This is a genomic window from Comamonas sp. FUJ_7 (assembly GCF_057369555.1).
The window spans coordinates 1-21,245 of sequence record NZ_JBXXZI010000011.1 but is presented as its reverse complement, the minus strand read 5'-3'; the positions used below and the strand labels follow the sequence as shown (position 1 = coordinate 21,245).

18 protein-coding genes and 1 pseudogene are annotated in these 21,245 nt (G+C 57.0%); 15 read left to right on the top strand and 4 right to left on the bottom strand.

Going from position 1 to position 21,245, the window contains the following annotated elements; translation table 11 throughout:
• Window positions 1-31: 31 nt before the first annotated feature.
• From AC2I9W_RS15210 to AC2I9W_RS15165, 10 genes are all read left to right on the top strand, one after another.
• On the top strand, window positions 32-2,356 hold the full coding sequence (locus AC2I9W_RS15210) for a type I restriction-modification system subunit M (protein ID WP_486410765.1): 2,325 nt from the start codon (window positions 32-34) through the stop codon (window positions 2,354-2,356).
• The gene (locus AC2I9W_RS15205) at window positions 2,353-3,681 is read left to right on the top strand and encodes a restriction endonuclease subunit S (RefSeq protein WP_486410764.1); all 1,329 of its coding nucleotides are present in this window, start codon (window positions 2,353-2,355) and stop codon (window positions 3,679-3,681) included. The genes AC2I9W_RS15210 and AC2I9W_RS15205 overlap by 4 nt, the downstream gene beginning before the upstream one ends.
• 35 nt (window positions 3,682-3,716) lie before the next feature.
• The gene (locus tag AC2I9W_RS15200) at window positions 3,717-6,995 is read left to right on the top strand and encodes a type I restriction endonuclease subunit R (RefSeq protein WP_486410763.1); all 3,279 of its coding nucleotides are present in this window, start codon (window positions 3,717-3,719) and stop codon (window positions 6,993-6,995) included.
• A 76-nt stretch (window positions 6,996-7,071) separates the two neighbouring features.
• Entirely contained in the window at window positions 7,072-7,872 is an 801-nt protein-coding gene (locus AC2I9W_RS15195) for a hypothetical protein (protein WP_486410762.1), read from the top strand.
• A gap of 10 nt (window positions 7,873-7,882) precedes the next feature.
• Entirely contained in the window at window positions 7,883-9,121 is a 1,239-nt protein-coding gene (locus AC2I9W_RS15190; RefSeq protein WP_486410761.1) for a hypothetical protein, read from the top strand.
• Between the two features lie 4 nt (window positions 9,122-9,125).
• Window positions 9,126-9,821, top strand: coding sequence for a hypothetical protein (locus AC2I9W_RS15185; RefSeq protein ID WP_486410760.1), 696 nt, complete (start codon window positions 9,126-9,128; stop codon window positions 9,819-9,821).
• A complete protein-coding gene (locus AC2I9W_RS15180) occupies window positions 9,815-10,981 on the top strand; it encodes a hypothetical protein (RefSeq protein WP_486410759.1) in 1,167 nt (388 codons plus the stop codon). The genes AC2I9W_RS15185 and AC2I9W_RS15180 overlap by 7 nt, the downstream gene beginning before the upstream one ends.
• Window positions 10,982-11,022: 41 nt before the next feature.
• Window positions 11,023-13,272: a hypothetical protein gene (locus AC2I9W_RS15175; protein WP_486410758.1), complete on the top strand. Its 2,250-nt coding sequence runs from the start codon at window positions 11,023-11,025 to the stop codon at window positions 13,270-13,272.
• A gap of 8 nt (window positions 13,273-13,280) precedes the next feature.
• Entirely contained in the window at window positions 13,281-13,715 is a 435-nt protein-coding gene (locus AC2I9W_RS15170) for a hypothetical protein (RefSeq protein ID WP_486410757.1), read from the top strand.
• 1 nt (window position 13,716) lies between these two features.
• Window positions 13,717-15,531 carry a hypothetical protein gene (locus AC2I9W_RS15165; protein WP_486410756.1) on the top strand — a complete coding sequence of 605 codons (1,815 nt, stop codon included), beginning with the start codon at window positions 13,717-13,719 and terminating at the stop codon, window positions 15,529-15,531.
• A gap of 35 nt (window positions 15,532-15,566) precedes the next feature.
• On the opposite strand, the gene AC2I9W_RS15160 is transcribed toward AC2I9W_RS15165, so the two are convergent.
• The gene (locus tag AC2I9W_RS15160) at window positions 15,567-15,974 is read right to left on the bottom strand and encodes a hypothetical protein (protein ID WP_486410755.1); all 408 of its coding nucleotides are present in this window, start codon (window positions 15,972-15,974) and stop codon (window positions 15,567-15,569) included.
• Between the two features lie 152 nt (window positions 15,975-16,126).
• Here AC2I9W_RS15160 and AC2I9W_RS15155 point away from each other — a divergent pair, with 152 nt between their 5' ends.
• From AC2I9W_RS15155 to AC2I9W_RS15145, 3 genes are read left to right on the top strand one after another with little or no spacing between them, the layout of a single operon-like run.
• On the top strand, window positions 16,127-16,423 hold the full coding sequence (locus tag AC2I9W_RS15155; RefSeq protein ID WP_486410754.1) for a hypothetical protein: 297 nt from the start codon (window positions 16,127-16,129) through the stop codon (window positions 16,421-16,423).
• Window positions 16,420-17,055: a glycoside hydrolase family protein gene (locus AC2I9W_RS15150; RefSeq protein WP_486410753.1), complete on the top strand. Its 636-nt coding sequence runs from the start codon at window positions 16,420-16,422 to the stop codon at window positions 17,053-17,055. The genes AC2I9W_RS15155 and AC2I9W_RS15150 overlap by 4 nt, the downstream gene beginning before the upstream one ends.
• Window positions 17,052-17,573 (top strand): hypothetical protein, encoded by a 522-nt coding sequence (locus AC2I9W_RS15145; protein WP_486410752.1) that lies wholly within the window; start codon window positions 17,052-17,054, stop codon window positions 17,571-17,573. The genes AC2I9W_RS15150 and AC2I9W_RS15145 overlap by 4 nt, the downstream gene beginning before the upstream one ends.
• 14 nt (window positions 17,574-17,587) lie before the next feature.
• Here the strand turns inward: AC2I9W_RS15145 and AC2I9W_RS15140 are convergent, their stop codons facing one another.
• The 3 genes from AC2I9W_RS15140 to AC2I9W_RS15130 all read right to left on the bottom strand — a co-directional run bounded on the left by AC2I9W_RS15140 (window position 17,588) and on the right by AC2I9W_RS15130 (window position 19,807).
• Complete coding sequence (locus AC2I9W_RS15140; protein ID WP_486410824.1) at window positions 17,588-18,364, bottom strand: Abi family protein; 777 nt, start codon at window positions 18,362-18,364, stop codon at window positions 17,588-17,590.
• Between the two features lie 390 nt (window positions 18,365-18,754).
• Entirely contained in the window at window positions 18,755-19,156 is a 402-nt protein-coding gene (locus tag AC2I9W_RS15135) for a LexA family protein (RefSeq protein ID WP_486410751.1), read from the bottom strand.
• A 195-nt stretch (window positions 19,157-19,351) separates the two neighbouring features.
• A complete protein-coding gene (locus AC2I9W_RS15130) occupies window positions 19,352-19,807 on the bottom strand; it encodes a thermonuclease family protein (protein WP_486410750.1) in 456 nt (151 codons plus the stop codon).
• Between the two features lie 417 nt (window positions 19,808-20,224).
• On the opposite strand from AC2I9W_RS15130, the pseudogene AC2I9W_RS15125 reads away from it, so the two are divergent.
• Together AC2I9W_RS15125 and AC2I9W_RS15120 are read left to right on the top strand one after the other, a co-directional pair.
• Window positions 20,225-20,383 (top strand): annotated as a pseudogene (locus AC2I9W_RS15125) (Arm DNA-binding domain-containing protein); the annotation flags it as partial.
• Between the two features lie 26 nt (window positions 20,384-20,409).
• A partial coding sequence (locus AC2I9W_RS15120; protein WP_486410749.1) for a tyrosine-type recombinase/integrase occupies window positions 20,410-21,245 on the top strand: 836 nt, incomplete at its 3' end.

Here is a 21,245-nt window from a genome sequence, read left to right as displayed (position 1 = left end):
GGTGAACCTCCCCAGCCCTCGTTCATAATACATGATCCAAGAAACCAATAACCTCGCCACCGACCTGTGGGCGCTTGCCGATCTGCTGCGCGGCGACTTCAAGCAGAGCCAATATGGCCGCGTCATCCTGCCCTTTGCGCTGCTGCGCCGCTTGGAGTGTGTGCTGGAAAGCAGCAAGCCCGCTGTGCTGGCCGAAGCCGCCAGGGTCGAGAAGATGGAGATTGCCGAAGAGGCCAAGGAAAAGCTGATCCTGCGCGCCACCGGCGGTCTGTCTTTCTTTAATACCTCGCCCATGGACCTCAGCACCCTGGGCGAGTCGGGCATCAAAGCCAATCTGGAGCGCTATATCCAGTGCTTTTCCAAGGACGCCCGCGAGATTTTTGACCACTTCAAATTCGCTGAATTCATTGGCCTGCTGAACGACGCCAACCTGCTCTACAAGGTGGTGCAAAAAGTCCGCACCATGAATCTGCACCCCAAGGTGATTTCCAACTACGAGATGGGACTGGTGTTTGAAGAGCTGATTCGCAAGTTTGCCGAAAGCTCGAACGACACTGCGGGTGAACACTTCACCCCGCGTGACATCGTGCGCCTCACCACCTCGCTGGTGTTCATGGAAGACGACGAAGCCCTCACCAAGCCGGGCATCATCCGCACCATTTACGACCCCACGGCGGGCACTGGTGGCTTTCTCTCGGCGGGCATGGAGTATGTTCACGAGCTGAACCCCCAAGCCGTCATGCGCGCATTTGGTCAGGAACTCAACCCCGAGAGCTATGCCATCTGCAAGGGTGACATGCTCATCAAAGGGCAAGAGGTCGATAACATCAAGTTAGGTAACACGCTCTCTAACGACCACCTCTACGCCAGCAAGTTTGACTACATGCTCTCCAATCCGCCCTTTGGCGTGGACTGGAAAAAGATCGAAGGCGACATTACCGACGAACACACGCTCAAAGGCTTTGACGGCCGCTTTGGTCCGGGCCTGCCGCGGGTGTCCGATGGGTCACTGCTGTTTCTGCTGCACCTTATCAGCAAGATGCGCGATGTGAAGGACGGTGGCTCGCGCATCGGCATCATCCTCAATGGCTCACCGCTGTTCACTGGCGGCGCAGGTTCGGGCGAATCGGAAATCCGCCGCCATATTCTGGAAAGCGACCTGCTCGACGCCATTGTCGCTTTGCCCACCGACATGTTCTACAACACCGGCATTGCCACCTATGTGTGGGTGCTGTCGAACAAAAAGTCCGCCGAGCGCAAAGGCAAGGTGCAGCTCATCAATGGTGTCAACCTCTGCGGAAAGATGCGCAAATCGCTGGGCAGCAAGCGCAATGTGATGGACGAGGCTGACATTTCCACCATCATCCGCTGCTTTGGTAACTTTGAGGTGGTGGAAGCGCAGGCGCTCGACAAACCGGCGGAAGCCAAAAGCAACCGGGGCCGCCCAGCCGCCAACCCCAAGCCCGAAGCCGCCAAAACCTTTGCCAGCAAAATTTTTGCTACGCACGAATTTGGCTACCGCCGCATCACCATCGAGCGGCCCCTGCGCCTGTCGTGGCAGTTCAGCGATGAACGCATTGCCAGCCTGCGCTTTGGGTCTGGCGCGCTGAATGCGGCCATGCAGTGGGTCTACGCCGAGTACGGCCAGACCTACTGGCAAGACGCTGCCGACTGTGACCTCTACGGCCAGCTGGCCGACTACACAGAAGAAATACGTGCCCACCTCAAGCGCGACTTTGCCGACCTTAAAGAAAAGCAGATCAAAGACCTGCTCGACGCCGGCACCTGGCTGGCACAAAAGGCTGTGCTGCTCAAGGCACGCGCCCTGCAAAGCGCAATCGGCAGCGCCCAGCACGACGACTTCAATGCCTATGACGAAGCCGTCAAGGGCGCCTGCAAGCGGGCAGATATCACGCTGGACGCCAAAGAGAAAAAGCAGATCGCCGAGGCCGTGAGCTGGAAGAACCCCGCCGCTGCCAAGGTGATCAAGAAGGTGCACAAAGGCAAGGCCAACCCGCTGTACGGCCTGTTTGCCGTGAACCAAGAAGTCATCGAATACCAAGCCGATGGCGAGCTGCGCGATTTTGAAAACATCGCCCTTGACCCCAGCCGCACGGTGAATGAAGCCAACGAGGCCTACTTCATCGCCGAAGTGCAGCCTCATGTGCCCGATGCGTGGATAGACGCCAGCAAGCGCGACGCCAAGGATGGCGAGATTGGCATCGTGGGCTATGAAATTCCCTTCAACCGCCACTTCTACCAATACCAGCCGCCGCGGCCATTGGAGGAAATCGATGCCGATCTGGATGCCGTGAGCGCCGAAATCATGGCGCTGCTGCGCGAGGTGTATTCATGAGTCGGTACAAGGCTTATCCGGAGTACAAAGACTCTGGGGTGCAGTGGCTGGGCGACGCTCCGTCGCATTGGATAACCATACCTGTGGGGCGTTTGTACCAACGCATCAAGAGAACCAATTACGCCGACAAAGAGCTTCTTTCGGTATATAGGGATCATGGCGTTGTACCGACTGCGAGCCGAGACGATAACAATAACAAGCCTTCGGAAGATTTGTCCGCCTATCAGTTGGTCGGGCCAAACGACTTGGTCATGAACAAAATGAAGGCGTGGCAGGGGTCGATAGCTATTTCTGAATATGAAGGCATCGTTAGTCCCGCTTATTTTGTTTATGAGCCGAATGTCAGAATGTTTGATCTGGCTCTTTCAAAATACATTCACTATCTCCTGCGCCACCCAATCTATATTGCTCAATACTTGAGACAGTCGAAGGGCATCCGGGTGAATCAATGGGACTTGGATCCCGATGAGTTTAAGAAAATCGAGCTATTAATCCCGAGCAAGGAAGAGCAGAAAAAGATCATTGATTTCCTCGACCACGAAACGGCGAAGATTGATGCCTTGATCGAGAAGCAGCAGCGGCTGATTGAACTGCTCAAGGAAAAGCGCCAAGCCGTCATCAGCCACGCCGTCACCAAAGGCCTCAACCCCAACGCACCGATGAAAGAGTCCGGCGTGGAGTGGCTGGGTGAAGTGCCCGCGCATTGGGGAATGACAAAATTCCACTATGAGATTGATTTACTCGAAGGGCCGGGGATTTTGGCGAATGATTTTCACGATGAGGGTGTGCCGCTTTTGCGCATACAAAACGTAAAAGATGATTTTGTAAGTAGTGAATACAAGACCTATCTATCCCCATCCAAAGTTCGATCAAAGTGGGACCACTTCCGTGTCTCGCAAGGAGATTTAATTATTAGCTGCAGTGCAACCACAGGCCTAGTATCTGAAGTTGGGGACGATACGGCTGGGGCTGTTCCATACACAGGCTTGATTAGATTGCGTCCGCAAGTTAAGGCTTCCATCACCAAAGAATTCATCCGCTATCTTGTTCAATCAGACCTTTTCTTTGAACAAATTAAGCTACTCCAGTCAGGGTCAACGATTCAGCATTTCGGCCCTTACCACCTCCAGCAAATGCACATCACATTGCCGCCGATTGCTGAGCAAGAAGAAATATCAAATACCGTCAAAGAAAAGTCCGCTCATCTCGACAAACTAATTTCTATCGCAGATCAGCAAATTGAACTTATGCAAGAACGCCGCACCGCCCTGATCTCCGCCGCCGTCACCGGCAAGATCGACGTGCGCGACTGGCAAGCCGCCTGACGGCCTTCATCCACACAGCCCCACCTTTCCCGACCATGAGCGACCCAGCCATCGAACGCATTTTTCAAAACGACGTCATTCGCCAGTTGCAGGCCAATGGCTGGTTGCTAGGCTCGGCGGAAAAATACAACCGCGAACTGGCCCTCTACCCCGAGGATGCGCTGGGCTTTGTGAAGGCGACGCAAGACGCGCAGTGGCAAAGGTTCTGCGCCAACCACCCCAAGGATGCGGAGCAGAAGTTCTTGCAACTGATCGCTGCGCAACTGGGCAAGGCCGACCCCAACGCCACACACAAAGACAGCCGCACCTTTGGCACGCTGGGGGTGCTGCGCCACGAGCTGCGCGACCGCAATGCGCGTTTGTCGCTGTGCCAGTTCAAGCCAGAACACAACCTGAACCCCGACACGCTGGCCCGCTACGCCAAAAATCGCCTGCGCGTGGTGCCCGAGCTGGTGTACAGCCCATGGGCGACGGATGCTCACCTTGCCGAGACAGGCGCCAAGGCCAAGGCGTGGCGCATTGACCTGGTGTTGTTCGTCAACGGCGTGCCGGTGGCCACGCTGGAGCTGAAAAGCGAGTTCAAGCAGGCGGTGGACCGGGCCGTGCGGCAGTACAAAACCACGCGCCTGCCAATGGACCCGGTGGCCAAGAAGCCGGAGCCGCTGCTGACCTTCAAGCGTGGCGCGCTGGTGCACTTTGCGGTGAGCCAGTACGAGGTGCACATGGCCACCAAGCTGGAGGGGGAGGGCACGTACTTTCTGCCCTTCAACAAAGGCACGGCAGATGGCGGCGCGGGCAACGATGTGCCAGAGGACGTGAACCGCTACGCCACCGATTACCTGTGGAACGAGGTGCTGCTGCCACACAACCTGCTCAACATCCTGGCCCGCTTTGTGCACTTGCAGATTGAGGACAAGGAAGACTGGGAAGGCCGCAAGTACAAGAAGGAAAGCCTGATCTTCCCGCGCTACCACCAGTGGGACGTGGTGGGCAAGCTGCTGGCAGCGGCGCGCACCGAGGGGCCGGGGCAGAGATACCTGATTCAACACAGCGCGGGCTCGGGCAAGTCCAACTCCATTGCCTGGGTGGCGCACCAGCTCTCGGCCCTGTACAAGCAGGACGGCAAAAAGCAGTTTCACTCGGTGATCGTGGTGACGGACCGCACGGTGCTGGATGCGCAGTTGCAAGACACCATCTACCAGTTTGAGCACATCGATGGCGTGGTGGGGCGCATCAACAACAAGGAAGGCGATGGCTCCAAGTCGGAAAAGCTGGCCGCAGCCCTGGAGTCTGCCCAGCCCATCATCATCGTCACCATCCAGACCTTTCCGCATGTGCTGAAGGCGATTGAAAACAGCGTGAGTCTGAAGGAGCGCTGCTACGCCATCATTGCCGACGAGGCGCACTCGTCGCAAAGCGGCTCCACGGCGCGGCAGCTTAAAGAGGTACTGATGAAGGAAGCCGGTGAAGCGGGAGATGAGACTGCGGAACCGGATAGCGACGACATCATTGCCGCCACGGTCGCCGCACGCCGTGCATCGGGCAACCTGAGCTACTTTGCCTTCACCGCCACGCCCAAGCCCAAGACACTGGAGCTGTTTGGCCGCGTGCCGCGCCCGGACGAGGTGGCGTCAAGCACAAACAAGCCCGCAGCGTTTCATGTGTACAGCATGCGGCAGGCGATTGAGGAGGGCTTCATCCTCGATGTGTTGAAGAACTACACCAACTACAAGGTGGCTTACAAACTGGCCCTGAAGGTGCAGGACTCCGATGCAGAGGTGGAAAGCAAGCGCGCCAAGGTCAAGCTGAACCAATGGGTGCGCCTGCATGATCACAACATTGCCCAGAAGGTGATGGTGATTGTGGAGCACTTTAAGGACAACGTGATGGGCTTGCTGGGCGGGCAGGCCAAGGCCATGGTAGTGACCAGCTCGCGCAAGGAGGCGGTGCGCTACAAGCAGTGCTTTGATAAGTACATAGCGGAGAAGGGTTACCAGAAGATTCATGCCATGGTGGCGTTTTCGGGTGAGGTGGAGTTCACCGACAAAGACCCGGCTGCGGCGGGCCTGATCGGCGAGAAGTTCACCGAGGCGAATATGAACCCGAACCTCAAGGGCCGCGACATGCGCAAGGCTTTTGATTCGGACGACTACCAGGTGATGATCGTTGCCAACAAGTTTCAGACCGGCTTTGACCAGCCCAAGTTGTGCGCCATGTATGTGGACAAAAAGCTGGCCGGGGTGGAGTGCGTGCAGACCTTGTCGCGTCTGAACCGCACCTACCCGAACAAGCGCGAGACGGGCACCTATGTGCTGGATTTCTTCAACGAACCGGTTGAGATTCTGGAGGCGTTTCAACCGTACTACCAGACGGCGGAGCTGCTGGATGTGTCGGACCCGAACCTGATCTTTGCGCTGCAGGACAAGTTGCTGGCAGGGGGCATTTTCACGTTGCAGGAGGTGGAGCAGTTCTGCGCGGCGTTTTATGTGAAGAACAAGAGCAACGCGGCCATTGCCAACATTTGCAAGCCGGCGGTGCAACGCTGGCAGCAGCGCTACAAATCAGCGGTGGAGGCTTTCAAGATCGCCAAGGACATGTTTGAGCGCACCAAGAAGACGGACGATGCCGTACTGATTGCCAATGCCGAGAACAGCCTGAAGGAATGCCAGAAGGAAAAGGACGCGCTGGAAATTTTCAAGAAAGACCTGGGCACCTTTGTGCGGTTTTACGAATTCATGTCGCAGATCGTGGATTACGACGATACCGACCTGGAAAAGCTGAGCCTGTACGCCCGCAACCTGCGGCCCATGCTGCGCGAAACCTTGCTGGACGAAGACGACATTGACCTGGGCAATGTGGTGCTGAGCCACTACCGCGTGGCCAAGATCCGCCAGCAGGATCTGGTGCTGAAAGAAAACAACGAGGACTTCAAGCTGAAGCCTGGCGAAGGCCTGGGCACGGCTAAGCCGCAGGACAAGAAGGAGGAGTTTCTGTCGCAGATCATCCACCGCCTGAACGAGGTGTTTGTGACCGACCGGCTCACCGACAAGGACATGGTGAACTACGTCTACACCATCCGCGACAAGGTGGGCGAGAACATCAAGGTGATGAATCAGATCGAGAACAACTCTCCCGAACAGGCCATGCTGGGCGACTTCTCCAAGGCGATAGACGACGCCATCATGGACAGCAGCGAAGCCCACCAGAACCAGATGATGCAGTTGCTGGCCGACCCGAGCAAGGCCGCCAATTTTGCGCGAATAGTGTTTGATCTGCTGGTGCAGGGCAATCCCCCCGCCAATCCAGCGGCCTGAGAGATAGCGCACCCCGCTAGGGTTCGCCATCGAACCCTGCTTCTTGGACATTGCTTGCAATCTCAGGAGAGCAGCAATGTCCAACACCGCATACCCCAAGGGTGCCGAGAAGATCCTCTCAGGTGCCATCAACTTAGCTACAGGCGCCATCAAGGCGGCCCTGGTATCTGAAGCCTATACCTATAGCGCAGCCCATGAATTCCTGTCGTCGGTCACTCGTGTCGGAACCGACCAGGCGCTGACTGGCAAGAGCATTACTGGTGGTGTGTTCGACGCTGCAGCGGTTGAGTTTGGTGTGCTGGCTCCAGGCAGCAGGGTCAAGGCATTGGTGCTGTACCTGGACACTGGCAACGCCTCGACATCGCCGCTGTTGTTCTTTATGGACTCGGTGCAGGGGCTGCCCATGGATACCAGCGGCGGGGAGGTACGCGTGCCATGGGACAGCGGGCCGAACAAGATCGCGGCCGTGGGGTTGCCGTTTTACCCCAAGGCTGCTCAGCGACTGATGGGCGCGGCGCTGAATCTGGCGACAGACAGCCTGATGGTGGCGCTGCTTCCCAGCAGCTACCAGTACGATGCTGCCCACGAGTTTCTGGGTGATGTGGGGGCTACGCTGGGAACGGCTCAGGCGCTGAACGGGCGCACGGTGACCGGCGGCGTTTTTGACGCCGATGACCTGGACTTCGGGAACTCCGTGGCAGCCGGAACCATCGGCTCGGCTGTGATCTACAAGGACACAGGCCTTGCCTCTGCCTCTCCGTTGGTGATGCACATCACAAATGTGTCGGGCTTTCCCTTGACGCCCAGCGGCGGTGGCCTGCAAATGCGTTGGGCGGATGGCCCGCACAAGATCGTCAGCCTGCTGGGAACGGCGTAAGGAGAACCGCATGAAGATGATCTTCTGCAACAACTCCGAGTCGTTCCTTATCACACCCCTCTGTGATATAGGGCGCTACAACGACGAATGGGGTTATCCGCCCGTAGAGCCCCCAGGCTGGGATAACGCGGTTGACGGTCTGCCCATGACGCTTGAGGTCAGGGCAGCCGATGGCAAAGAGCTAAACCTACCTTGGATCTCGTCGTCAAACGACCGAGGTGAGATTTTCCCGGTCACGCTGACCCACGAGAGCGTGCCAGGGGTGTTTGAGATCGTCTATGTGAAGTCCATCGAGGGCAACGTACTGCATGTCCATCAGCGTGGGGCTGAAGGGACCGGCGGCCCCTTCTGGCCAGTGGGCACCAAGGTCAGCGCGAATGTCACTGAAGGGATGCTGCAAAACTTCGCCCAGAAGGACGGATCGACCGCTACGCTCAAGTCGGGGTATCAAGCTATCTTTATCACGGACACCCCCGGTGACCTGGACGGCGAAGAGAATGATTTAGTGGGGTACGGCAGCTTTTTGTACAAGGCGCGATCCCCCCTGCGCGAGCTGGTGCAGTTCAGTGCTTACCCCATTCTTCATCCGGTGCCTGCGATCAAGCCGCACAGCCGCTTTGATTACAGGGACCACGGGGCGGGCTTCTCTCACGAGGCTTCGGGCAATAGTTACCCGGTAGATATTGGGGAACCTCCGACCTGGGTAGCGGGACGTTTAAACCATGGGGCGGTGTGCCTGCCCGTGACACCCAACGGCTACCAATATTGGTTCGATAAGCTCATTGAGACGGGGTCCTCCTGGAACTTCTCTGCCGAGGTAGAGCCGGACTTTTATACGGACCCGAGTGCTGTCATTGAGATGCGTAGGGATATAGATGGTGACGAGTTCATGGGGAACTTCGTGCCGACTCCTATGCCCGTTGTGCAGACTCTAATGTTCAACCACTCAATGATTCCGACCGAGGTAGGCTTCTTCGGCGTGGTGGATCAGGGCGTTACACAGATGCCGGTTATCTCGGTGGGCTCGTATGACGACCCTACCAAGTACGTGAGCGCAGTGAGCTTGAGTAGCCTGGCCCACCACGAGGAGGATGAGGAGCAGTCCAGCGTCCACCGTATCCCGCTGTCGGTTGGCGGGCCGCTGACGAACGCGTTGAAATTCACCGTCAACCAGGCCGCTGTGGGTGGATCGGTTCGTGGCTTTTTTTACTGGAGAGGCCTCTTTTTCTCCATGAAGTCAGAGGACTGAGGCGATGGGCTACCCGCTGATCAATGGCGCAGCCATCAACTCCAACGCGCAAGCTGGCGATGGAGGCACGAAGGGCATCCCCATGGCGATGTCGAGTGCTTCCATCATGGTTCGCACCGAATATGTCCAAGGCAACGATGCATTGACGCTCGGAACGCCCAAGGCGGTCAGCGGCATTGATGTGACATTGGCGCCATGGGGTATCGCCATGGCTGTCGCTGGCATGAGTCAGGCGGTGCTTGAACAGCCGCCGGCATCCGTTGATGTGCTGGTCAAAGGTCAGCGCGCGACGCGTATGGGGGTGCCAGCGGTTATCAGCTCATTCGCCGTCGAGGTCGTCGGCTCCGACGCTTTGCGTATGGGCCAGCCCCGTTGTGAATGCGTTGTCAGGGCTGCGGGAGCAGGCGCGCTCGCTTTGGGCATTCCGTCATCGGTGGTGGTCGTGCAGGCAGTTGGGCAGGACGCCATGACTTTGGGGCTGGCGCGCACAGAGCTGGCGCTGTCTGTATCGCCCGGTATCGCCATGAGCAAGGCAGGGCGGAGTACAGCCATTCAAGGCGCGGTGATATGCGAGGCCTCTGAAGGAGTGTCTGCACTGGTCTTCGGCGCGATTCGTCCAATAGACCACATCGTCCGCGCTCGCCAGAGTCTTGCGCTGGAGCTGGGCCGACCCAGCGTTACGAGGAATCACCAATGCTGACGTTCAAAGGATTCACGGGCATCAACAATGTCCAGCCCGAGCATCGTCTTGGCGCTTCCGATCTGCTGCAAGCCGAGGATGTGGACATTGGCCTGTCTGGCGAAGTGTCGCGGCGCAGTGGCTATACGCGGCTGTCCGAGGTCTGCCACAAGAACCTGTGGAAAGGCGCGGGCTTTGAGCTGGCAACGACTGAAGGTGCTTTGATTTCGATAGCTGCTGACGCAAGCACCACTGTGCTTTGGCCCAATATTGGGCCTGAACGTGTGTGGTACTGCAATCTGCCCGATGGGCGCACGCTGTTTTCGACGGGGCTGCAGCGCGGCATCACGGATGGGGCGGTGGCCTGGCCGCTGACGGTGCCAGAGCCTGCCTCTCTTGGCGCTTATGACTTTGCCTTTGGCGAGCTGGAGCCGGGGCAGTACCGCTATGGGCTGAGCCATGTGCGCCTGAGCGACCGCGCCGAGGGGCCGGTGCGAGTGTCCGAGTCTTTGGATGTGCTGCAGGGCGGCTTGCGGCTGGACGGTCTTCCGCAGTATCCGGGCCATGCCTTGAATGTGTATCTGAGTGGGCGCGATGGCGAGGGCATGTTTTTTGCGGGCCAGGCCCAGGGACGCAGCTTTGAGTTTGGCGCAGCCAATAGTGCGCTGGTGCTGCCGGCGCGCACGCTGGGCGCCCAGGTGCTGCCCGATGGCACGCTGATGGCGTTTTGGCGCGGGCGTGTGCTGGTGGCCCAGGGCAAGGTGCTGTGGGCCAGCCGCCCGGCCACTCCCCATTTGAGTGACTGGCGCGACTTCAAACCCATGACCGCGGACATTACGGCCATCGTTCCGGTGGAGACGGGCATTTATGTAGGCACGACCCAGGACCTGATTTTTCTGGGCGGAGAGACATTTGACTCTCTGACCTACAGCGCAACCAGGCGCGGACCGGTGGTGTTGGGGTCTGGCATCGAGGCGCCGGGTGAGCGCATCCAACTGGGCGATGGCACGGGCTCAGGAGTGGCCGCGCTGTGTATTGCCGGTGGCGAGGTGGTGGCCGGCTTCGATGGTGGGCAGACGGTCAGCCTGACGGAGAACCGTTACAAGTCCAAGGCCAAGGAGGTGAGCGCGGCGTTCCGGGAGCTCAACGGCATCCCTCAGTACGTGGCGGTGGTGCGATGAGTCTAAACAACCCATTTGTATTTGGAGTGCAGGGAGACGCAATGCCGATTTCCGCTCCGCCTGCATTGCGCTCACTGGGTGAGCAGGCGTCGGAGTTGCAACGCGCCATGGCGCAAGCGACCTATGCGCGCTTTTGCGCCAAGACTCGCTTGTCCCAGGTGGCCAATCCCTGCGAACAAGGCCGGCTTCCCGATGGCACGCCATACCGTATTGATGTTTTGGGGCCGCAGGCAGTGATGCGGATCTGGCCCCAGGCCACTGAAATCATGGGTACCGGAAACAGTGGGGTGGTGTTCGACAAAAATAGCGATGGACGCATCTGGCTGCTGACCAACACAGCCAGTCCCGCAGGCGAGTCCACTGCGAAGTGGGGGTTCAGGGACATTACCGAGTCTCAGAAGCTCAATGCTGCTGGTCTGGGCGCGCTCAGAAGGGAGCGCCCGGACGTTCTGCGCATTCCGGGCGATTGGAAGTATTCGTACCGAACAAACGGCTTGGGGCGCTATGCCCACACCAACACCTACGAGGCGGGTATGGCGGGAAGCCGGGGAAAGCTGTCTTTTGTGACCCAGGACGGTAAAGCCATATTCGTGTACGTTGATTACAACAGCACCCACATTGAACAGTATGTGACAAGAAAGAAGATCGAGACAATGCCGCCGCCAGCGTTTGGTGGCGAGCCGGCTGCCAAGAAGATCATCGAAACGGATCACACCTCTCAGTTGTTGACCCAGGGGGTGATTGGCGTCAAAGAACTGCCATTGCCGGGGAGACAGACTTTCACCTGCTCCGAGCGGGGGGAGTATTTGGCGCTAGCTCTTATCAGGGATACCGGCGAGGTCAAATCTCGGCTCGGGGATCCGTATGACGGACCGGATAAGACCCCCGACGATCAGCGCTATTGGTCCCCAGCTAGTGCGTGGCCTTACCTGGAGCCGTCAGAAAGTTCCAATGGGTTCATTAGGTTAATGACGCGTCTGAACAATGCTACTTGGCTCCCTGAAACCTATAAGGTCGAGGAAATACTGGCCCAAAAGTACAAGATGAGTGGGGGCAGGTACTTGCTTAATCAGACCATCCCAATTGGGAGCGTGGATGAGCCGACCGTCCCAAAGGTCGTGACTACCGTGGGTGGTCAGGTTTATTACTCCCGCAAGTATGGGTTGAGAGTCGAAGATCAGGCTTATGGTCCACGAGGCCTGATTACTGCAGTTGAATTAATCAGCGACAAAGACCCCAAAGAGGACTTCTGGAGGATGTGGTCGGTCGGTTCAGATACTTTTACTGTGAATCTAAAGAAGTATTCAGGAGGAAAATCCACTCTGCTGGAAGGTGTCGATAGCGCGGGGAATTTACGAACGTATGTTGAAGAGACAAAGAGTGACTATCTGCAAAAATTCAGCAGTCCAACCTCATGGAATATAAGAACTGCTGACTTTTTTGATAAAGGGAACCCCCCAGTTGTTGGGGAACCAGGGAGTTCGTTTTCTACGCCTAAGATCCAACGGCAATATGAGTTCAGGACGGATATTGAGTCAACTGAAAGGGTTCATAGAAAGTATACGGACGGCCTGGAGCTGGATGTATCTTTGGTCAGTATTGAGGCTGTGAATGAGGGGTATGCCTCAAGTCAAGAGGGCTCTGATGACGTGTCAGAAGATTTTTATATCCATGGTTCTACGACCACGTATCGAACAAGGGTTGAGAAGAGGAATGTGCTGCTGCGCGATCCTTTGATGGGAGTCACTGTTTACGTTGAAACCATCGTTACCCTCAATCACCAATCCAGTGAGAGCTATGACAGCTCAAGAGCAGGCGAGAAAAAGGAGTACACGCCATCAACGGAGCTGCCTATTCACACGACAAAGGGGTGGATTATTTATCGGGATCAGCGCGTCTCCTGGACTATCTTCACGGACCTTAAACCGATATACGAAACCACAGGATACGCAAATATTGGGCGTGCGATTAGCAGGAATGGGAATGTAATTCATGGTGATGGTGGTTTTTATTTTTCTCGGACTGAGCCAATTTGGCCAACGCCCTTAACTTCATTTGAATCGAATGTGGATTTCGTGTATGACACAGATTTGCCGCTAGTACAGGTTTACGCAAACTACGAGAACATGGATTTGAAAGTAACGCATGCCAAGTGTCCAGAGACGGGAGCCATGGTGGTGCGCCTGGCGGGGCGCGTTTTCTTGATCGACAAAGCTGCGGGAGTGCGTGATGCGCGCGGGGTTCTGGATTGGCCACCCGGCTTGGATCAGCTTGATTTTTACACCTTCTGAGTAAAGCAATGATTGTCTGCAACACCTTGAGCGGCGCGGTATCTGAGTACACGCGCCACGCTTTTGATAGCGTCTCGGCCACGCACTGCGCGGGTGTGGACGGTCTTTTTTCCTTCGGCGGCGATACCGATGCGGGCCTGCCCATCGCCACGCAACTGCGCCTGCCGACCACGCTGCGCGAGAACACCCTGAAGCAGCAGATTGCCATGGTGTACCTGTCCATGAAGGGCGGGGGCGAGGCGAAGTTCACCGTCTTTGGCTCAGGAGCCCAGGCATGGACGTATGGGTTTCCACTGCGCCCTACCGGCCAGACGCGCTGCCCGGTGGGCAAGGGGATCCGCGAGAACTACCTTGGCTTTGGCCTGAGCACCCCAGACGGCCAGGCCTTCACGCTGGACCGGGTGGAAGTGATGAGCGTGAAGTCCAAAACACGGAGAGTATGAAATGGCTAACTTCGACTACAACGGCCCCGCCGAGATCGTCCAGGACAAGTACCAGCGCTCGATTGCTTTAGCCGATCAGGCGGCGCGAGAAACCAAGTCCATGCAGGACGCTTTCAATGGGTTGATTTTTCAGACGCCCACCATCAGTGTGCGCTGGGGGACGATTGCGGCGCCATCGTTGCCGGAGGTGCCAGATCTTCCAACCTTGCCGCAGGTCGGCTTTAACGTGCCGGGGGACATGCCTGGCCAGCTGGATCTGGCCAACCTGCCGGATGTGGAGGTGGAGGGCTTTACGCTACAGCCGCCGACCATGGACTTCGGCGCGGCGCCGGATGTGGTGATTGGCCAAGCCCCGACCTTGCCCCAGATGCGTGACGTGGCCATTCCCGATGCGCCAGACGTCACCCTGCCTGATGCCCCAGGGTTTTTGGCACTGACCACTCACACGTTCGGCGGGGTGAATCTGCATGAGGGCTGGCTGGCAAAGCTCGATGACGTGCCCGAGCTGCAGCTGCTGGAGCCCGCACCCTTTGAGTTCAAGCGCGCCCCAGGGTATGCCTCGCAGCTGCTGGACAACCTCAAAGCCGTCATCAATGCCCGCATTCAAGGCGGCACTGGCCTTAACCCGGTGGTGGAGCAGGCTATCTGGGATCGCTCGCGCGACCGCGAAACTCAGATTGCACTGGCGCGAGAGCAAGAGGTGATGCGCGGTGCCGAGGCCCTGGGCTTTCCGCTGCCGTCTGGGGTGCTGGCTGGCCAGCTGGCAGATGCCCGCCGTGAGTACCACGACAAGCTCTCGGGTCTGTCGCGCGACATTGCCATCAAGCAAGCGGAGCTGGAGCAGGCCAATGTCAAGGACGCGATTGCACAAGGGCTGGCGCTGGAAGGTCAGCTGATGGACCAGGCGCTGCAGCTCGATCGCTTGTCATTTGAGGCGGCAAAGTCTGCTGCTGACCACAGCATTGCTGCGCACAACGCAGCGCTGGAGCGCTACAAGGCGCTGCTGGACGGGTACCGCGCTTTCGCCATGGCCTATGAAACGGTCATCAAGGCGGAGATGAACAAGGTCGAGGTCTACAAGGCCATGCTGCAGGCCGAGCACACCAAGGCCGAAATCAATCAGTCCTTGGTTGCGCGCTACAAGGCTGAGATCGACGGGCGCATGGCGGCCGTGGAAATTTACAAAGCTCGCGTACAGGCAGCGCAGACTCTGGTGAGCCTGGAGCAAACGCGCATTCAGGCGGGCTCTGAACAGATCCGCGCCTTTGTGGCCACGATCAATGCCGAGACTTCCAAGGTGGAACTGTTCAAGGCCCGTACCCAGGCCGAGGCCACAAAACAAGACGCCTACAAGTCTCAAGTCCAGGCCTACAGCGCCTACACCGGGGCTCAGGCTGAGCGCGCCCGTGTGGCGATTGCCCAGGCGCAGGCCAAGATTTCTGCCAAGGAGCTGGAGTGGAGCGGCTGGAAAGCGCGCCTGTCTGCTGAAGTGGCCAAGATGGATGCGGCTGCCAAGCAGTCTGCCATCCTGGTGGACGGCTACCGGGTGAGCGCCAATGCCGTCGAAGCCAAAGCCGCGAGCTACATGCGCCGCTGGGAAGCTGACATTAAGCAGTATGAGGCGGGCAACAACATCAGCCTGCAGACAGCTAAGCTGAATGCGGATGTGGCGATCCAGACCAACAACGCGCGCCTTGAGGCTGCCAAGATCGGCTTGACGACGGGGGCGCAGCGTGTGGCCAGTGCCTGGAGCATGGTGTCGGCGTCGGCGGGTATCTCTGGCTCGTCCAGCTGGAACTTCAGCGGTTCGCTGTAGTTGGTGAGTGTCGGGATACGACCCTGAGCAGTCATTCAGATAGAACTAGGTAGTTCACTAATTTCTGGCATTTCTCGGGCAAGCACTACGGCGCAATAGTCCGCACCACCCACAAGAATTTCAAACACTTCGCCATAGAGAAGCTCACCGAAGTTTGACTCATTCCATAGCTGCTTCGACCATCCCCCTTGCAAGACTCGACTCGCGGCGCACCTGCTGCCATGGGGAGTCACCTCTGCATTGGCGTGCCAATATTCAGGCATATTCATTTCATCAAGCATTTTTACGCCAATGATCGAGCGAAAGTGAATTCTCCAAGTTACGCCGATGGGGTACACCTTGAGCAGAATTGTCAGTTCGCTTCTTAGTATGGAAAGACTTTCTAGAAGCGCGTCTTCTCCCGGTTTAAGGTCAATGTCGATATTTGATATCAGCGTTTGCATCACCTGAGAAGAATGGGCAAGCCCATCCTATGCTTGTAGATCGGCCATTATTGCCCGACGCGCCGCTAAGGGCAGCTTTTGGCCGTAAGCCGCCAGACATAGCCCCCCTCTAGGGTTCGACCTATGAGTCCCGTCCCGGAACACTCCGGGGTATGAAAAAAGCTCTCGCATCCATGCTGGCGCTGCTGGGCATCCACCAGCATCTGAGTGCCGAGCAGAGACAGGACATTGCAGTCGCAGTAGTCCAAACAGCCCCAGGGGCGGCCAGTGCAGGGGCCGCGCGCCTTGGCGGATTGCCTCTCAGTGATTGGGCCGTGATTGCCACCATAGGCTTTGTGTTGCTACAGGCTGCTTATCTGATCTGGAAGTGGCGACGAGACTACAAGCGGGAGCAAGCTCGAGAGAAGTGGCGTGAAAAGGCCGGTCATGCCATGGGGTGCGAGCCATGAGCAAGATTCCCTCTCAACTTCGCAGCAGCCTGGGTGCGCTGGTGGTACTCGCGGGCCTGGGCAGTAGCACTTACTTCATGGATCAGGCCGCGACTGCCGTGGCACAGCAAAACCAGTACATACAGGCGGTTGCTGCTGACCCCGATGTGTCCACTGCGGTTCGTATTGCCATGGTGATGGGCGCGTACTACGAATCCAGCAACCGCCACATTGGCACCCCCTACATCGACAAGCTGGGCAAAGGCCAGACGCTGACCGTGTGTAACGGTATTACGGGCAAGGATGTGATTGCAGGCAAGTGGTACAGCCCTGCGCAGTGCTACCAGCTGGAAAAGGGACGGTATCAGCAGTCTGAGCGTGTGGCCGCGCGCCAGCTTGCCTACTGGGCCAGCTATGACGCATTCGCCCAGGCCACGTTCATCGACTTCCTGCACAACAAGGGGGAGGGCGCTTTCAGCACCAGCACCATGCGCCGCAAGGCCAATGCGGGGGACCTGGTGGGCGCATGCCGTGAGAACACGCGCTGGAACAAAGGCACGGTCAAGGGCGTGCAGACCGTATTGCCTGGCCTGCAGCTGCGCGGTGACGCCAACGACGAGATATGCCGCGAGTGGAGTTTGGCTGCGCAATGAGCTCGAATGTCTTTGCCTTTTTTCGTATCTCGCTGCTGGTACTGGCTTTTGCTGCAGGCTGGCTCGTCAACGGATGGCGCGTTGACGCCCGCGTTGCGCGCGCCGAGGGATCACAGTCAAAACAGGCTCAAACTCAGGCACAGCAGGCGCAAGCAGCTACTGAAAAGAAAGCAACAGCGGTGCTGAAACACGCAGAAGCCCAGCAAGACAACACCCATGACTACACGCAACAACTGGCCGCTCTGGAGGCTGGCCGCACTGCTGATGCTGCCCGCATTGCAGGCCTGCAGCACGACCTCCGCGCCGCCGCCACCCGTAACGCCCAGCTTGCCGGTGACGCCGCTGCCTGCCGAGATCTCGCAGATCGACACGAAAGACTCGCAGCCTTGGCGGCTGAAGGCGTGGGCGTGGTTGGCCAGCTTGTCGGACTGGTCGAGCGCAGAGATGCCCAAGTAGAGTTGCTGCTTGGACAGATCAGTACTGACCGAGCGCTGATCAACAAGTTAATAGAAGACTGATAGCGAGAGCTCGGCTAGATGACCCAGCCGGGCTCCGTTTCCCAGGATGCCGGAAAACCGATTTCCGAGGGGCTTATGGCAGGGTATCTAGCAAAAATGTCCTTGAGATCTGATCGCCATCTATTGGGCAACTCGGTTTGCGTCAGAAGGTATTCAATGACTGTGGCGACTGCGAAGAATTCTTTGCTGCGACTAAATCGAATGCCAAGTTTTGTATATGCAGAGGGACCTACGCTAAGTGTCTTTCCGAGCAATTGCCCGTGGTGAGCAACGACATTACGAAGCACGGTGACTGCGTGTATCCATGATTTGAAGACTTCGGGTTGATCAATGTTGAACTTCATTGCGATAGCCTTTTTGTCGGAAGCATCTCGCAAAATTTCATATGTTCTAGACCATAGCCCGAAGCTCACGCACTCGCTGACTGACCAGCTGGGAGGTAGGTAGGGGTCATCGTGTTTTTGAAAGTAGTGTCGAACAAATGTGTTTTTTCCCCGAAGCACTTCACTTTCGATTTTTTGTAGCAATTGACCCAGCCCCCAAGTTTGAGTTGGCTTGAAAGCGGAAGGTTTTAGAAACCAGTGGGGACCGTGACTTTGACTTAGGTAGTTGGCTATCGTGGTCCGAATGGCCACCTCTAGTCGGTCGATAGCCTCAATTGTCGCTGCGCGTAGTTCACGATCAAATTCGCACCGATCAGTTATGACGGCAAATGAGAGACCTGGTGGGAATCGTTTTGTTGCGGGGTCAACTAGGTGGTGCCAGTAGCCCTTGAGCCTGTATCCGCCCACATACTGCAGATAGCTCAATGCCTTCTTTCGATCGGGTATTGAGAGGCCCTGCCCTTCCAGTTTCGATAGAAGGCTCGCAGGGCTAGATGCTGTTTTTGTGAAAGTGGTTAGGGCCACACTAAGAACTTTCGGGCATGAAAAACCCGCCTTTTGCACGCTGCCTTTGAGGGCAGACCTTAACCTAAGCTAAGACGTGTGGCGGGTGTGTTGCTGTGAAGTGTAACGCACTGCTTTAATAAATTAAACCTTTTATTGACAGATTAGAGCTTGTGTGATTGGGTGGTAAGGTGCGCGATGCACTAGATGTAGTGTTTTTTTCTGTGGATTAGATGTGGAAAGCGCTATATCTAGTGACTGTTGTTGTTTTGTTGCGATTTGAGACTCCTAGCGCTACGCCGCCTTGCGTTGCGAAAAACGTTTGATGCAACTGGTCACCACGCCCCAGATCTCCAGCGTCTGGCCTTCTTTCGGCACGATGTCTGGATAGGTAGGGTTGCCTGCTTTGAGCTTGATGCTCCCACAAGCGTGGTGGAGCTTTTTGACCGTGAAGTCGCTATCGATGACCGCTACAACGATCTGGCCGTGGCGAGGGCGCAAAGCGCGATCCACAACGATCAGGTCGCCATCATCAATACCGTACTCAGTCACAGAGGAACCCGCCACGCGCATCAGGAAGGTGGTCTGCGGGTGTTCGATCAGGATGTCGGAGAGGTCGAGACGGCGCCCTCCGAAGTCCTCAGCAGGGCTTGGAAACCCTGCGCGCACAGAGCTGTCTGCCAGTATGAGCGACATCAGGGATGCCGTCACCGGTACTGGTTCGCCGGTTTTTATTGTTTAACTGTACATACATACAGTATATTCCTGCCGGAGTTCTGTACTATTTCGACCTGTGTTTGGGATAGTGAGCAGTGACTTTCAGCAGTCCGGTCTGTATCTCAGTCCTTGTGCCAATCAGCGTGGTGGCCGCTGCTCCCGCGTGAGTTTGCGTCATACCCATGGCGCGATTGGATCGGAATCGCGCCACAACCCTACTTTGCGCGCCACAGCCTCCTGCTCGGCAAACTCATACTGACCGTGCTCCTGTGGGGATTGCTCCTGCGCATAGGCTCGGTACCACCAGGCCATGCCTTGAGTGACCATGGCCAGACCAGCATCCAGCGTGCGAGGGCCATCTAGGGCTGGTGCCGGTGCTACCCATACTGAGCAAATCTGCCGCTTGTAGCGGTCAGTCTTGGTGCAGCGCAACTCAGCCTCTTTCTGGAAGGTCAGCTCGGCTAGCGCTTGCCGGGCTCGCTCACCGAAGGGCTGCTTGCGCTCAGGGGCGTCGATGCCCTGCAGCCTTACCTTGACCTGCTGATATTGACCAGGTTCTCCGCATCGGGCGGTCAGGGTGTCGCCGTCTGAGATGCCGACAACGAGGTAGATGAGGGTAGTCGCAAGCATGGACTATTTTGGTATGAGTGAGTGGGAATTTTGCATTTCAAATTGATACAAATAACCCGCATCCAGATGCTCTAAAGGCTCGTTTTTTGGGCAATAAAGCAACGGTTCTGGTGCTGTGAAAAGCGCATTCGGTGTCCTGCTGTGTCGTGTGAGGACTGAGAAATCGCACCGATTTCGCACTGATGCCCTGAGAGCCGCATGGAGCCAAGCGCGGACGCGGGTTCAATTCCCGCCAGCTCCACCATCCACCCATCCAAAGGGGTTCAATGAAATTCATTGAACCCCTTTTTCTTTTGAAAAATCAATGACTTAGCGTGCAATTGAGTCTAAAGAGATTCCACCTCTGCCAATAACGAGAGGGGGAACAGATGGGGGAACAGACGATGGAAATGGTAGATTTACCCCCGTTGTTCCCCCATGTTGACCGATGCTCAGTGCAGAAATGCCACTTGTTCCCCCGGCGCTAAGAGAGAGCGTTTTTCTGACTCTGGAGGGCTGTACTTGGAGGTCAGTCCCGCAGGATCACGGCGTTGGTTCTGGAAGTACCGTAAAGACGGTAAAGAAGGTCGTTTGGCGCTGGGAAGTTATACCCGCAGGTCAGCTTGTCAGCTGCGCGCAAAGCGCGAGACATTGCTCGGCTGCAAAAGTCTGAAGGCATTGACCCTGCTAAAGCGCGCAAGGTTGAAAAGCTGGTCAATCCGACTGGGTTTGACAATTCTTTCAAATCAGTGGCTTTGGAATGGCATGGGCGGCAGGTTGCTCGCTGGAGTCCAGGGCATGCGGAGCGCACACTTCGGCAGTTGGAGCGTGACTTGTTCCCCTGGATTGGTGATAGGGAAATGTCACAGATTCAGCCCATGGAGCTTTTAGCGGTACTTCAAAAGGTGGAGGAGCGTGGTGCGATTGAAACAGCAGACCGTGCTTTGATGCTAGCTCGGCAAGTCTGGCGCTATTGGCTACCAACGGCCAGCAACACTCAGCGTGACATCACAGAGGGGTTGAAGGCACGGTTGACCCCTTATCGTGGAAGCAATTTCCCAGCGATCGTGGAGCCGGAGCGCTTTGGCGAACTTTTGAGGGCAATGTATGCCTACAAAGGTGGCCCATTCGTGCGAACGGCACTTTTGCTGGCACCGTTGCTTTATCAGCGCCCAGCCAATCTGCGGATGATGGAGTGGGAGGAGCTTGATTTGGATGGGCAGCTGTGGACGATTCCTAGCGCAAAAATGAAGCGCTCTGTGCAAGAGAAGGAAAACGGCGAGCCGCATGTTGTGCCGTTGCCCAAACAGCCGGTGGCGATGCTTCGTGAGTTGAAGCCTCTCAGTGGACGTGGCCGTTATGTTTTCCCTGGCCAGCGAGATCATGATAGGCCCATGTCAGATAACTCTGTGCGTACGGCCTTGTATAGCCTCGGTAATCCCCCCGCAAAACCAGCGGT

What these genes read in the sequence shown, in the direction of transcription:
- AC2I9W_RS15210 (WP_486410765.1), top strand. Translation starts at nt 32, where the DNA reads ATGATCCAAGAAACCAATAACCTCGCCACCGACCTGTGGGCGCTTGCC.
- AC2I9W_RS15205 (WP_486410764.1), top strand. Translation starts at nt 2,353, where the DNA reads ATGAGTCGGTACAAGGCTTATCCGGAGTACAAAGACTCTGGGGTGCAG.
- AC2I9W_RS15200 (WP_486410763.1), top strand. Translation starts at nt 3,717, where the DNA reads ATGAGCGACCCAGCCATCGAACGCATTTTTCAAAACGACGTCATTCGC.
- AC2I9W_RS15195 (WP_486410762.1), top strand. Translation starts at nt 7,072, where the DNA reads ATGTCCAACACCGCATACCCCAAGGGTGCCGAGAAGATCCTCTCAGGT.
- AC2I9W_RS15190 (WP_486410761.1), top strand. Translation starts at nt 7,883, where the DNA reads ATGAAGATGATCTTCTGCAACAACTCCGAGTCGTTCCTTATCACACCC.
- AC2I9W_RS15185 (WP_486410760.1), top strand. Translation starts at nt 9,126, where the DNA reads ATGGGCTACCCGCTGATCAATGGCGCAGCCATCAACTCCAACGCGCAA.
- AC2I9W_RS15180 (WP_486410759.1), top strand. Translation starts at nt 9,815, where the DNA reads ATGCTGACGTTCAAAGGATTCACGGGCATCAACAATGTCCAGCCCGAG.
- AC2I9W_RS15175 (WP_486410758.1), top strand. Translation starts at nt 11,023, where the DNA reads ATGCCGATTTCCGCTCCGCCTGCATTGCGCTCACTGGGTGAGCAGGCG.
- AC2I9W_RS15170 (WP_486410757.1), top strand. Translation starts at nt 13,281, where the DNA reads ATGATTGTCTGCAACACCTTGAGCGGCGCGGTATCTGAGTACACGCGC.
- AC2I9W_RS15165 (WP_486410756.1), top strand. Translation starts at nt 13,717, where the DNA reads ATGGCTAACTTCGACTACAACGGCCCCGCCGAGATCGTCCAGGACAAG.
- AC2I9W_RS15160 (WP_486410755.1), bottom strand. Translation starts at nt 15,974, where the DNA reads ATGCAAACGCTGATATCAAATATCGACATTGACCTTAAACCGGGAGAA.
- AC2I9W_RS15155 (WP_486410754.1), top strand. Translation starts at nt 16,127, where the DNA reads ATGAAAAAAGCTCTCGCATCCATGCTGGCGCTGCTGGGCATCCACCAG.
- AC2I9W_RS15150 (WP_486410753.1), top strand. Translation starts at nt 16,420, where the DNA reads ATGAGCAAGATTCCCTCTCAACTTCGCAGCAGCCTGGGTGCGCTGGTG.
- AC2I9W_RS15145 (WP_486410752.1), top strand. Translation starts at nt 17,052, where the DNA reads ATGAGCTCGAATGTCTTTGCCTTTTTTCGTATCTCGCTGCTGGTACTG.
- AC2I9W_RS15135 (WP_486410751.1), bottom strand. Translation starts at nt 19,156, where the DNA reads ATGTCGCTCATACTGGCAGACAGCTCTGTGCGCGCAGGGTTTCCAAGC.
- AC2I9W_RS15130 (WP_486410750.1), bottom strand. Translation starts at nt 19,807, where the DNA reads ATGCTTGCGACTACCCTCATCTACCTCGTTGTCGGCATCTCAGACGGC.